Origin of the sequence: Klebsiella sp. PCX, from assembly GCF_021869705.1 — a bacterium.
In the GTDB taxonomy this organism is placed as follows: domain Bacteria; phylum Pseudomonadota; class Gammaproteobacteria; order Enterobacterales; family Enterobacteriaceae; genus Klebsiella; species Klebsiella quasipneumoniae.
In genome coordinates, this window is sequence record NZ_CP091527.1 from 919,991 (window position 1) to 933,327 (window position 13,337).

General features: G+C 60.1%; 9 protein-coding genes. 3 read left to right on the top strand and 6 right to left on the bottom strand.

The window, feature by feature from the left end; all coding sequences use genetic code 11:
* Positions 1-20 precede the first annotated feature (20 nt).
* Genes gspF through GQR96_RS04285 form a run of 5 tightly spaced genes read right to left on the bottom strand, consistent with a single transcriptional unit; the run spans position 21 to position 5,674 of the window.
* Entirely contained in the window at positions 21-1,235 is a 1,215-nt protein-coding gene (gene gspF / locus GQR96_RS04265; RefSeq protein WP_069734361.1) for a type II secretion system inner membrane protein GspF, read from the bottom strand.
* Between the two features lies 1 nt (position 1,236).
* Positions 1,237-2,730: a type II secretion system ATPase GspE gene (gene gspE / locus GQR96_RS04270; protein ID WP_017901153.1), complete on the bottom strand. Its 1,494-nt coding sequence runs from the start codon at positions 2,728-2,730 to the stop codon at positions 1,237-1,239.
* On the bottom strand, positions 2,727-4,700 hold the full coding sequence (gene pulD / locus GQR96_RS04275) for a GspD family T2SS secretin variant PulD (protein ID WP_004204420.1): 1,974 nt from the start codon (positions 4,698-4,700) through the stop codon (positions 2,727-2,729). The genes gspE and pulD overlap by 4 nt, the downstream gene beginning before the upstream one ends.
* A gap of 9 nt (positions 4,701-4,709) precedes the next feature.
* On the bottom strand, positions 4,710-5,552 hold the full coding sequence (gene gspC, locus GQR96_RS04280) for a type II secretion system protein GspC (protein ID WP_065904246.1): 843 nt from the start codon (positions 5,550-5,552) through the stop codon (positions 4,710-4,712).
* A complete protein-coding gene (locus tag GQR96_RS04285) occupies positions 5,537-5,674 on the bottom strand; it encodes a hypothetical protein (protein ID WP_032426032.1) in 138 nt (45 codons plus the stop codon). Before GQR96_RS04285 ends, gspC begins: the two co-directional genes overlap by 16 nt.
* A 184-nt stretch (positions 5,675-5,858) precedes the next feature.
* On the opposite strand from GQR96_RS04285, the gene pulA reads away from it, so the two are divergent.
* Together pulA and gspB are read left to right on the top strand one after the other, a co-directional pair.
* Positions 5,859-9,149: a pullulanase-type alpha-1,6-glucosidase gene (gene pulA, locus GQR96_RS04290; RefSeq protein ID WP_065904248.1), complete on the top strand. Its 3,291-nt coding sequence runs from the start codon at positions 5,859-5,861 to the stop codon at positions 9,147-9,149.
* Between the two features lie 60 nt (positions 9,150-9,209).
* The gene (gene gspB, locus GQR96_RS04295) at positions 9,210-9,767 is read left to right on the top strand and encodes a type II secretion system assembly factor GspB (RefSeq protein WP_048294191.1); all 558 of its coding nucleotides are present in this window, start codon (positions 9,210-9,212) and stop codon (positions 9,765-9,767) included.
* Between the two features lie 39 nt (positions 9,768-9,806).
* On the opposite strand, the gene gspS is transcribed toward gspB, so the two are convergent.
* A complete protein-coding gene (gspS, locus tag GQR96_RS04300) occupies positions 9,807-10,181 on the bottom strand; it encodes a type II secretion system pilot lipoprotein GspS (RefSeq protein ID WP_065904273.1) in 375 nt (124 codons plus the stop codon).
* 587 nt (positions 10,182-10,768) lie between these two features.
* Between gspS and mrcB the strand changes: the two genes are divergently transcribed.
* Positions 10,769-13,324, top strand: a complete 2,556-nt coding sequence (mrcB, locus tag GQR96_RS04305; RefSeq protein ID WP_049003560.1) for a bifunctional glycosyl transferase/transpeptidase — start codon at positions 10,769-10,771, stop codon at positions 13,322-13,324.
* Positions 13,325-13,337 lie beyond the last annotated feature (13 nt).

Genomic DNA, 13,337 nt, shown 5'->3' on the forward strand with positions numbered 1-13,337 from the left:
AGTTTTCTCCATTAATACAGTCACATACTCATAAGGGTATTCAGTTGCAGGATCGGCTGCAGGATGGCCAGCACGATAAACAGCACCATGCCGGCCATGGTGACCACCAGCAGGGGTTCAAACAGGCTGAGGGACATCTGGATCTGCGCGCTCAGTTCCCGGTCCTGGTTCTCCGCCGCGCGCTCCAGCATGGCGGTCAGCTCACCGCTCTGTTCGCCGCTGGCGATCATGTAGCGCATCATCGGCGGAAACAGCGCCGTGGCCTCCAGCGCGCGATGCAGGCTGACGCCTTCGCGCACCGACTCGCTGGCGGTCTCCAGCTGGCTGCGCGCCCAGGCATTGCTGAGAACGCCCGCGCTGATGCGCATCGACAGCAGCAGCGGCACCGCGCTGGCGTTGAGAATGCTTAAGGTGCGGGCGTAGCGCGCGCTGTTGACGCTGCGCGTCACGCGGCCGATGACCGGCAGGCGCAGCAGCGCCCGGTCCCAGGCGAGCCGCCGGGCAGGCTGGCGCAGCAGATAGCGCAGCCCCAGCAGCGCCAGTAACGACAGCAGCACCAGCCAGGGGCCCGCGCTGCGCACCATGTCGCTCAGGCTCATCAGCAGCCGGGTAGAGAAGGGCAGGGCCTGTTTAAGATGGACAAACTGCTCGACGACTTTCGGCACCACGGTGGAGAGCAGAATGGCGATCACGCTGATGGCGACCAGCGTCAGCACGATGGGGTAGATCATCGCCTGCAGCAGGCGGGCGCGAAGCTGCTGGCGCTGCTCGGTATAGTCCGCCAGCCGATTCAGCACGCCGTCGAGATGGCCGGAGGTTTCGCCAGCCGCCACCATGGCGCAGAACAGGCCGTCGAAGCAGGCGGGATAGCCGCGCATCGCCTCCGCCAGCGAATGGCCTTCGAGCACTTTGCTCCGCACCCCGGCCATTAACGTTCTCAGCGGCGCCTTTTCGCACTGTTGGGCGACGGCATCGAGCGCTTTCTCCAGCGGAATGCCGGCGGCGACCAGGGTGGCCAGCTGGCGAGTGAGCAGGGCTAAATCACCGGCGCTGGTGCGCCGGGTAAGGAGCCCGCCGCGCCACAGCCGGCTCGCCGGGTCGGCGGCGGCCACTTCCAGCGCCAGCCAGCCTTTGTCCCGCAGCAGCTGGCGGGCGTGGCGGGCGGAGTCGGCTTGTTGAACGCCGCGGCGGGTTTTGCCCTGCGCGTCCAGCGCCTGATAGCGAAACTGGGCCATCTCAGACGCTGTCCGCCGTTTGCTGTTCGGTGACCCGCATCACCTCCTCCCAGCTGGTGATCCCCGCCAGCGCTTTATCGCGCCCGGCATGGCGCAGGGTCTGCCAGGCCGGCCCCAGCTGCTGGATCAGGGTGATCTCATTTTCGCCGCGGTGGATGGCGGCGCGGACGCGGTCGTCGATCGGCAGCAGCTCGTGAATGCCGGTGCGTCCGCGATAGCCGGTGAAATTACACCGGGCGCAGCCTTTTGGCCGCCACAGCGGCGTGCCGGTCGGGACCGCCATCTGCCGGGCGGTGTCGGCATCCGCCTGCGTGGGCTGACGGCAGTGCGGGCACAGTTGGCGCACCAGCCGCTGCGACATCACCGCCAGCAGCGACGTGGAGAGTAAAAAAGGCTCCACGCCCATATCCTGCAGGCGGGAAATAGCGCCCAGCGCGCTGTTGGTGTGCAGCGTCGACAGCACCAGGTGGCCGGTGAGCGAGGCCTGAACGGCGATCTGCGCGGTTTCGCCATCGCGGATTTCGCCCACCAGCACCACGTCCGGATCCTGGCGCAGGATGGCGCGCAGGCCGCGGGCGAAGGTCATCTCGACTTTGGCGTTGACCTGGGTCTGGCCGATGCCCTCCAGCTCATACTCCACCGGATCTTCAATGGTCATGATGTTGCGCTCCCGGGCGTCGAGGCGGCTGAGGGCGGCGTAGAGCGTCGTGCTTTTCCCGGATCCGGTCGGCCCGGTGACCAGAATGATGCCGTGTGGCCGGGCGATCAGCGCGTCGACCTGGTCGAGCAGGGCGGGGGGCATGCCCAGCGTCAGCAGATCCAGGTTGACGCTGTTTTTATCCAGCAGGCGCAGCACCACGCGTTCCCCATGGCTGGAGGGCAGGGTGGAGACGCGCACGTCTATCGCCCGCCCGCCGATGCGCAGCGCCATACGGCCATCCTGGGGAACCCGTTTTTCCGCAATGTCCAGGCTCGCCATCACCTTGATACGCGAAATTAACAGCGCGGCCAGCCGCCGCTGCGGGCGGAGAATTTCCCGCAGCACGCCGTCGACGCGAAAGCGGATCTGCAGATGGCGCTCATAGGTTTCGATATGGATATCGGAGGCTTTCTCTTTGATAGCCTCGGTGAGCATGGCGTTGATCAGACGGATAATCGGCGCATCGTCCTCGCTGTCGAGCAGATCGTCGGTATCCGGCAGCTCTTCGGCGAGGGTATAGAGGTCAAGCTCATTGCCGATGTCGGCCATCATCCGGTGCGCTTCCGCCGAGTCGCGCTGATAGCTGAGCACCAGCGCTTTCTCGAACGCGTCCGGCGCCAGACGGCTGACGCTCATCGGCCCGTCCGCCAGGCGGCGCGCTTCCAGCAGCGCCCGGGCGGCGGTGTCCGCGCGGCACAGCGCTTCGCAGCGTTCGCCGTCGCTCAGCAGCACCAGATGGTGCGCGCGGGCCCAGGCGAAGGGCAGCAGCGGACGGCGTTCGGCGGCTGGCGTCATAGGCGGCCTCCGAGGTTAAAAGCGTCAATGGCGGCGCTGACCTGGCGGAAGGCCTGGGTCTCCTGCTGCGGGTAGATGTGCAACAGATCGTTGCTGAGCGATGCTTCGCTGCTCTCTTTGCCCCGCTGTTTGGTTTGCGCATCGTTGAAGGCGGTGTACTGGCCGGAAGAGGCCTGGCGGTACTCATCGCGGTCGCGAATAATGGTCGGGCGGATAAACAGCATCAGGTTGCGCTTCGACACTTTCTTGCTGTCGGAGCGGAACAGTGCGCCGATCACCGGGATGTCGCCGAGCAGCGGCACTTTGTCGGCGGTATCGGTGACGCTTTTATCCAGCAGCCCGCCAACCACCACCGTTTCGCCGCTGCCGACCAGCACGGCGTTATTCACCGTCCGGGTATTAAAGGTCGCTCCGAGATCGCTGCTGGTGCTGGAGGCCGAATCGGCGACGCTCGATACTTCCTGCTCAATCTCCAGCAGCACGGCATCGCCTTCGTTAATCTGCGGCTTCACCTTCAGCTTAATGCCCACGGTTTTGCGCTCGACGGTATTAAAGATGTTGTCGCCGGAGGTGGTTTGCGAGCCGGTTAACACCGGGACTTCCTGGCCGACGTTGAAGGTGGCTTGCATATTGTCGAGAGTGACGATGCTGGGGGTGGCCAGAATATCGTTCTTGGTACTGCTGGAGAGGGCGGTCAGCAGCATCGCCCAGTTCCCCTGATAGAAACCGGCGGCGATACCGTTAAACGAGCCGAGGGCGCTGGCCAGCGAGCTGCTGATGGTGCCGTCTTTGTTGTACTGGTTGGCGCCGGCGATGACGCTGGATATCGGCAAACCGCTGTTGGTGAACTGGGTCATGCCGGCGTTTTTATTGGCCCACTGGATACCGAGATTGAGGCCGTCGGCATCCTGCACTTCGGCGATAATCGCCTCCACCAGCACCTGCGGGCGGCGGATATCCAGCTGGGCGATCACTCGCTCCAGATCGTTCATCACGTCCGGCGCGGCGGTGACGATTAGGGCGTTGGTCTGGCCGTGGGCTTTGATAATGATATTTTTATCGATCGCGGCCACCGGTTTGGCGCTTTGCTTATCGTTCTGCAACGAGCTGCTGATCCCGGTCAGGACCTCCACCAGATCGGCGGCTTTGGCGTACTTCAGGTAGATCACTTTGGTGTTGCCCTGCACCGCCTGCTGGCGGTCGAGCTGTTTGATCATGGCGATAATGCGCTGGCGCGAGTTTGGCTCGCCGCTCACCAGCACCGAGTTGGTACGCTCATCGGCCACCACGTTCGCCACCATCGATCCCGGCAGCGCCGATTTGCTGGTGTCTTTATTGAGTTCGGTAACCAGTTTGACCACCTCCGCGGCGGAGGCCCAGGAGAGAGGCACGGTCACCACGCTGCGATCCCCGGCGTTGTCGACGCGTTCGACAATAGTCAGCAGGCGTTTGATGACCGCCGCGCGGCCGGTCATCAGCAGGACGTTGGAGGGTTCATAATGGACCACGCTGCCGGCGCCAGCGTTATCGTTCAGCTGGCGGAGCAGCGGCGCGAGATCGCGGGCGGCGACGTTGGTCAGGGGCACCACCCGGGTGACGACCTCATCGCCTTCGCCTGGCGCGGCCTCGCTGGCGACCGGAACGGCCGAGGTCTTGGCATCTTTAGCGCGGACCACCTTCAGCACGCCGTTATTCATATTAATCACGGCGAAGCCGTATACATCCAGCACGCTGAGGAAGAATTGATAATATTGCTCTTCATTGAGCATATCGTAACTGCGCACGGTGATAGTACCGCGTACGCTGGGATCGATAATCACCGTTTTATTCAGGTTTTTGCTGACGGTATTGATAAATTCCTGGATATCGGTGCCTTTAAAACTGGCGGAAAATTCCTCCGCGGCGGCCGGGGAAAATAGCAGCGGGGTTAATATCAGCAGCGCAGGCAGCATTTTTCGCAGGCGTTTCATGGTTGGCAATTATTCATCCCCCAGGGCGAAAGCAATATCGTGTCGTTGGCCTTCCCGCTCAACGGTTAGCGTTATTTCAGTCATGTCGGCCAAATTCTGCAGCGCCTGTTGCGCTTGTTCCTGATCGCGTAAATCGATGCCATTTAAGGTAATCGCCAAATCATTTGCCTGTAGGCCGGCCTGGCGAAACAGCGAGGGGTCTTTGCCAGGGTTAAGTCGATAGCCCTGCAGTTTGTCGCCGCTGAGTACCGGCGAAATCGTTAAATACGTGAGGATATTTTGCGGCTGCTCGCGGAGTCGCTTCATCAGGGGCGGACGGGGCGCGGCGGCGGGCGATGACGACGGCGCGCGGGTATCGTTAAATAATAAAATGGCCTCCTGGCGCCCCTGATAGTTGACGATGATCCGGTCTGGCAGGATGGCAGCGATCTGCGCATCGTACCCCGGGGTGGTATCGCCGACGCTAAGGCTAACCTGCTGATTTCCCTTTTCAATAATCGCGATGGATCGCGCCGGGTTGCTGCTGGCGAGCAGCCCGGCCAGACGTAGCTTCAGGCTGGAAACCGGCACCTGATTGAGGCTGGTGGCCACCGCTGGCGCGGGGGGGTTTTTAGCCGCCAGGCCAAACAGGGTAAATGCGGGCCGCACATTTTTAAATTCCGGATCTGCCGCCGGAGGCATGGTTAACGGTAGGGCGGAAATATCCTCAGGACTCACAGGGAATACCACCCGCCAGGTTAATTTCGCCAGCTGCGGAATGGCGGTTATTAATATGATGAGCGTCACAATTTGGGGTAATAATTTAATTATCCCTTTATTTATATTTGTTAACCCCATCACAGAAACTGGCATTTTAATTCCTTTGCTAATTTATTTTTCTGCACGCTGGCGTAATACCCTACCGAAACAGGTAGGTGATTATTGGCTTTTGAATGAATTATTGCCGGAGAGTGGCGATAAGCGTGGCGAATCATAATCAGTTTGCGGTTTGCGGTCGTCATTCCCTTTATTCATTTACTCCCCCGGCTTCCTACGCCCCCCTCTCATTTGTGGGGGATGATTGCGCCTGGGAAAGCAAAAATATCTAATTAGCGCGCTGTAAAGATATTCATCCTTTCTTACCTTTTATAATTTAATAAGCATATTAGGGACTATCGAATGCTCAGATATACCTGTCATGCCCTATTTATTGGATCGTTAGTATTATTGAGTGGCTGTGATAACAGCTCTTCCTCCTCTTCCTCTGGCTCACCTGGCGACCCAGGTAATCCCGGCACGCCCGACCCACAGGATGTCGTCGTCCGTTTACCGGACGTTGCCGTCCCTGGCGAAGCGGTACAGGCCTCTGCCAACCAGGCTGTCATTCATCTCGTCGATATCGCCGGCATCACCAGCAGCACGCCGGCGGACTATGCCAGCAAAAACCTCTATCTGTGGAATAACGAAACCTGCGATGCGCTGAGCGCGCCGGTGGCGGACTGGAATGATGTCAGCACCACGCCGACCGGCAGCGACAAATATGGCCCTTACTGGGTGATCCCGTTGACCAAAGAGAGCGGATGTATCAACGTTATCGTCCGCGATGGCACCAATAAGCTTATCGACAGCGACCTGCGCGTCTCTTTCAGCGATTTCACCGATCGGACGGTATCGGTCATCGCCGGCAACAGCGCGGTCTATGACTCCCGCGCCGACGCCTTCCGCGCCGCCTTTGGCGTGGCGCTGGCCGATGCGCATTGGGTCGATAAGACCACTCTGCTGTGGCCGGGCGGGGAAAATAAACCCATTGTGCGCCTCTATTACAGCCACAGCAGTAAGGTGGCTGCCGACAGTAACGGCGAATTTACCGATAAATATGTCAAGCTGACCCCCACCACCGTCAGCCAGCAGGTGAGCATGCGCTTCCCGCATCTCGCTAGCTATCCTGCCTTTAAGCTGCCGGATGACGTCAACGTCGATGAATTGCTGCAGGGCGAGACGGTGGCGATATCCGCCGAAAGCGACGGGATCCTGAGCTCCGCCACCCAGGTGCAGACCGCCGGCGTACTGGACGATACCTATGCCGCCGCCGCCGAGGCGCTGAGCTATGGCGCCCAGCTAACCGATAGCGGCGTGACCTTCCGCGTCTGGGCGCCCACGGCGCAGCAGGTCGAGCTGGTGATCTATAGCGCGGACAAGAAAGTGATAGCCAGTCACCCGATGATTCGCGACAGCGCCTCCGGCGCCTGGTCCTGGCAGGGCGGGAGCGACCTGAAAGGCGCGTTCTACCGCTACGCGATGACGGTCTACCACCCGCAGTCGCGTAAAGTCGAGCAGTACGAAGTGACCGATCCCTACGCCCACAGTTTGTCGACCAACTCGGAGTACAGCCAGGTGGTCGATCTGAACGACAGCGCGCTGAAGCCGGAAGGCTGGGACGGGCTGACGATGCCGCACGCGCAGAAAACCAAAGCCGACCTGGCGAAAATGACGATCCACGAATCGCATATTCGCGATCTCTCCGCCTGGGATCAAACCGTTCCTGCGGAGCTGCGCGGCAAGTATCTGGCGCTCACCGCCCAGGAGAGCAATATGGTCCAGCATCTGAAACAGCTGTCGGCCTCGGGCGTGACCCATATTGAGCTGCTGCCGGTCTTCGATCTGGCGACGGTCAATGAGTTCAGCGACAAAGTCGCCGATATTCAGCAGCCGTTCAGTCGCCTGTGCGAGGTCAACAGCGCGGTGAAGAGCAGCGAGTTCGCGGGCTATTGCGACAGCGGTTCGACGGTTGAAGAGGTGCTGACTCAGCTGAAGCAGAACGACAGCAAGGATAACCCGCAGGTGCAGGCGTTGAATACGCTGGTGGCGCAGACCGACTCCTATAACTGGGGCTACGATCCGTTCCACTACACGGTACCGGAAGGATCCTACGCCACCGATCCGGAAGGCACGGCGCGCATTAAAGAGTTCCGCACCATGATTCAGGCGATCAAGCAGGATCTGGGAATGAACGTCATTATGGACGTGGTGTACAACCACACCAACGCCGCCGGCCCGACCGACCGCACTTCGGTACTGGATAAGATCGTCCCCTGGTACTATCAGCGTCTGAACGAAACTACCGGCAGCGTGGAATCGGCTACCTGTTGCTCCGACTCGGCGCCAGAGCACCGGATGTTCGCCAAGCTTATCGCCGATTCACTGGCGGTATGGACCACCGATTATAAGATCGATGGCTTCCGCTTCGACCTGATGGGCTACCACCCGAAAGCGCAGATCCTCTCGGCCTGGGAACGCATTAAAGCGCTCAACCCGGATATCTACTTCTTTGGCGAAGGCTGGGATTCCAACCAGAGCGATCGCTTTGAAATTGCCTCGCAAATCAATCTCAAAGGCACCGGGATCGGCACGTTCTCCGATCGTCTGCGCGACGCTGTGCGCGGCGGCGGGCCGTTCGACTCCGGTGATGCATTGCGCCAGAACCAGGGCGTGGGCAGCGGGGCCGGCGTTCTGCCGAATGAGCTGACCACCCTGACCGACGATCAGGCGCGTCACCTCGCCGATCTGACCCGTCTCGGCATGGCCGGTAACCTTGCGGACTTCGTGCTGATCGACAAAGACGGCGCGGTGAAGAGAGGCAGCGAGATTGACTATAACGGCGCGCCAGGCGGCTACGCGGCTGATCCGACGGAAGTCGTGAACTATGTGTCAAAACACGATAACCAGACGCTGTGGGACATGATCAGCTATAAAGCCGCTCAGGAGGCAGATCTCGATACCCGCGTCCGGATGCAGGCGGTGTCGCTGGCGACGGTGATGCTCGGCCAGGGGATCGCCTTTGACCAGCAGGGCTCAGAGCTGCTGCGCTCTAAATCCTTTACCCGCGACTCGTATGATTCCGGCGACTGGTTTAACCGCGTGGACTACTCCCTGCAGGACAACAACTACAACGTCGGTATGCCGCGCAGCAGCGATGATGGCAGCAACTATGACATCATCGCCCGCGTGAAGGACTGGGTGGCCACCCCGGGCGAAGCCGAGCTCAAGCAGATGACCGCGTTTTATCAGGAGCTGACCGCGCTGCGTAAATCGTCGCCGCTGTTTACCCTCGGCGACGGCGCGACGGTGATGCAGCGCGTGGACTTCCGCAATACCGGCGCCGATCAGCAGACTGGTCTGCTGGTGATGACCATCGATGACGGGATGCAGGCTGGCGCCAGCCTGGACAGCCGCGTCGACGGCATCGTGGTGGCGATCAACGCTGCCCCGGAAAGTCGGACGCTGCAGGATTTCGCCGGCACATCGCTCCAGCTGAGCGCTATTCAGCAGGCGGCGGGCGACCGGTCGCTGGCCAGCGGCGTGCAGGTTGCCGCTGACGGCTCAGTCACGCTGCCGGCCTGGTCGGTTGCCGTCCTCGAATTGCCGCAGGGCGAATCGCAGGGCGCCGGCCTGCCGGTGAGCAGTAAATAAGGTGACGTGGGGCGCCCGTAAGGGCGCCTTCTCGTTATCATGAGGGAACAGGAGACCGTTGTGATTGTTCGTGATGACAGTGAAAGAGGGATCCCCCCGCTGGTGGCGCATCAGTCGCCCACCACACTGGCGGACGCGCCGGTGGTCCGCGGCCGGATGGTGCAGATCCCTGGCTGGATTATCCCGCTGTACGCCGGATTATTTATCGCGCTCGGCTGGTTTGGCGGCGAGCAGTGGCGTCACCCGGCACCGCCGCAAACGCTGCCCTTGCCGGTGGCGCATGCGGCGCTTCTGCCGTTAACCGCTGCCGGAGAGGCCGCGCCAAAGACGCCGCCACCGGCGGCAAAAGCCAGCGCGCCCGCCGCGCCGGTGGTGGACAGCGATACGCTGCCGCCTCTGCGCTACAGCGCCCATGTCTACGCCTCGTTAGCGGAAAAGCGCAGCATTGTGTTAAACGGCAAAGCGTGGACCGAGGGCGATTCCCCGCTGCCCAATCTGGTGGTGGAGCAGATCCAGCAGGATGTGACGATCTTTAGCTTCAATGGCACGACCTTTACCCTCGCGGCGCTGGAGGACTGGCCCGGCGGGAAAATTGACGAGGAGCCGAAAGGCGAATAAGGAGCAAGCGCAATTCAATGCGCGTTGAAGATATTTTGCTTAGTCGCCGCGTAGTCTGGCAATAAAGGGAGCAAGCTGGCGATTAAATTGACTGCACTGTGTGGCTTCCGGGGTGCTGTCCTGTAAAAGCTGTTGGTAAAGCCGGTCGCTATTTTGACTTAACGTTGCCGGGTCAATATTTCCCCATCCGCGCGCTTTGCCGACATTCACCACCGCCCGATAAATAGTTTCATCGGCGGGCAGATCGCTACGATTACATTTATTCTTGAGATAGCGCGTTCCTGCCGCCACGGACGAGAGCTGCTCGAGCTGTGCCTGGCTACTGATGGCCGGACTGAGCGTTGAGGCGGGTTTCTGTTGGCAGCCAGAGAGTAAGGCCACCACGCAAAGCGGGAATATAAGTGGAATGCGCATAGTAGAGTAATCAAAATAATGAATCACTGGCCGCTAGTTTAACAAATATTTCCCTGGTGTCATCATAAAATATTATTCTACATAAATGTTAACAGCCTCTCATTTTTATTGGCAGAAACTCGATTCATCCCCTTTACTTCTCTCAATAATAAATGCTGTCGTCCAGGAAATATATTTTCAGTCTGAGGCGATGCCGCCGCATTTGGCATCAGGGCGAGCGTCATTTTTTATGTTATTAAAAAACATACTCTTTCCCATCTTGTTACGTAAGCACGAGGTAAAATGCTGGTTAAGAATGTCGCATTTTAGTGCTATCCTGTATGCCCTGAACATTACGTGCTATGTTCTGACTTATTCTGCCAGTGATGCGTTTAACACATTGATTTTATGGTGAATTTCTATTGTTAGTATCATGTGAAGCGAAGCAAAGCAACCCTTTGAAAGGTGGGCGGCGCGTTCTGCCCGCCAGCAGGTTGTCGTCCTGAGGATGAGCAGCCTGAACGTTAATTTGAGAGATTTCTTCTTCCTCTGAACGGAGGAAGTATTGAGAATCAGGCCTTTGCGCCTGAACGTTGCGGAGAAAAAGCATGGCGGGAGATGACCGCGAGCCTATCGGACGTAAGGGAAGACCCTCACGTCCGACAAAACAGAAAGTCACCCGTCGCCGGGTCCGGGAAGAGGACTACGACGACGAGTATGATGACGATGATTATGAGGATGAGAAACCGGTGCCGAGAAAAGCCAAAGGCAAAGGTGGCAAGCCTCGTCGTAAGCGCAGCTGGCTGTGGCTGCTGGTCAAGCTGGGGATTGTCTTCGCGGTGCTGATTGCCGCCTATGGCGTCTACCTCGACCAGAAAATCCGCAGCCGCATCGACGGTAAAGTTTGGGAGCTGCCGGCTGCGGTCTATGGCCGGATGGTGAACCTTGAGCCGGACATGCAGATCAGCAAAAACGAGATGGTGCGTCTGCTGAACGCCACCCAGTATCGTCAGGTTAGCGCGATGACGCGTCCCGGCGAATATACGGTGCAGGCCAACAGCATCGAGATGATCCGCCGTCCGTTCGATTTCCCGGACAGTAAAGAAGGACAGGTGCGCGCGCGTCTGACCTTCGACGGCGACCATCTGGAAACCATCGAGAATATGGATAACAACCGCCAGTTCGGTTTCTTCCGCCTCGATCCGCGGCTTATTACCATGCTGCAGTCGCCGAACGGCGAGCAGCGTCTGTTCGTGAAGCGCAGCGGCTTCCCTGACCTGCTGGTGGATACACTGCTGGCGACCGAAGACCGCCACTTCTACGAGCACGATGGCATCAGCCTCTATTCCATCGGCCGTGCGGTGCTGGCGAACCTGACGGCAGGCCGGACGGTGCAAGGGGCAAGTACCCTGACCCAGCAGTTGGTGAAAAACCTGTTCCTCTCCAGCGAGCGCTCCTACTGGCGTAAAGCCAACGAAGCGTACATGGCGCTGATCGTCGACGCCCGCTACAGCAAGGATCGCATCCTTGAGCTGTACATGAACGAGGTGTACCTCGGTCAGAGCGGCGATAACGAAATTCGCGGCTTCCCGCTGGCCAGCCTGTACTACTTTGGCCGTCCGGTGGAAGAGCTGAGCCTCGACCAGCAGGCGCTGCTGGTGGGGATGGTGAAAGGGGCCTCGGTGTATAACCCGTGGCGCAACCCGAAGCTGGCCCTTGAGCGACGCAATCTGGTGCTGCGTCTGCTGCAGCAGCAGCAGGTCATCGACCAGGAGCTGTACGACATGCTGAGCGCGCGTCCGCTGGGCGTGCAGCCGCGCGGCGGGGTCATTTCACCACAGCCGGCGTTCATGCAGATGGTGCGTCAGGAGCTGCAGGCGAAGCTGGGCGATAAAGTAAAAGATCTCTCCGGCGTGAAGATCTTCACTACCTTCGACTCGGTGGCGCAGGATGCCGCGGAAAAAGCGGCTACTGAAGGGATCCCGGTACTGAAGAAACAGCGCAAGCTGGCAGATCTGGAAACCGCCATGGTGGTGGTGGACCGCTTTACCGGTGAAGTGCGGGCGATGGTCGGCGGCGCGGAGCCGCAGTTCGCCGGCTACAACCGCGCGATGCAGGCCCGCCGGTCGATTGGTTCTCTGGCCAAGCCGGCGACCTATCTGACCGCGCTGAGCCAGCCGAATCAGTATCGCCTGAATACGTGGATCGCCGATGCGCCAGTGACCATTCGCCTGTCCAATGGCCAGACCTGGTCGCCGCAGAACGACGATCGTCGCTTCAGCGGCCAGGTGATGCTGGTAGATGCCCTGACTCGTTCGATGAACGTGCCGACGGTTAACCTCGGGATGGCGCTGGGCTTGCCGGCGGTGGTCGATACCTGGACCAAACTGGGGGCGCCGAAGAATCAGCTCAACGCCGTGCCGGCGATGCTGCTTGGCGCGCTGAACCTGACGCCGATTGAAGTGGCCCAGGCCTTCCAGACCATCGCCAGCGGCGGCAACCGTGCACCACTCTCCGCCCTGCGGTCAGTGATTGCGGAAGATGGCACGGTGCTGTATCAGAGCTACCCGCAGGCGGAGCGCGCGGTGCCTGCCCAGGCGGCCTACATGACGCTGTGGACCATGCAGCAGGTAGTGCAGCGCGGGACGGGGCGTCAGCTGGGGGCGAAGTATCCGGGCCTCCATCTGGCGGGGAAAACCGGGACCACCAACAATAACGTTGATACCTGGTTTGCCGGGATCGACGGTAGCCAGGTGACCATCACCTGGGTGGGTCGCGACAATAACCAGCCAACCAAACTGTACGGTGCCAGCGGTGCGATGTCGATTTATCAGCGTTATCTGGCGAACCAGACGCCAACGCCGCTGGTGCTGACGCCGCCGGAAGATGTGGTCGACATGGGCGTGGACAGCAACGGCAACTTCGTCTGCAGCGGCGGGATGCGTTCGCTGCCAGTGTGGACGACGCAGCCGGATGCGCTGTGCCGCCAGGGCGAGATGATGCAGCAGCAGCAGTTGCAGCAGCAGGAAGCGAACAACCCGTTCAATCAGTCCGGGCAGCAGCAGCCTCAGCAGCAACAGCCACCGCAGCAACAGCCGCCGAAGCAGCAGGAGAAGAGCGACGGCGTCGCGGGCTGGATCAAGGATATGTTCGGCAGTAACTGATTTAAGCCCTAAG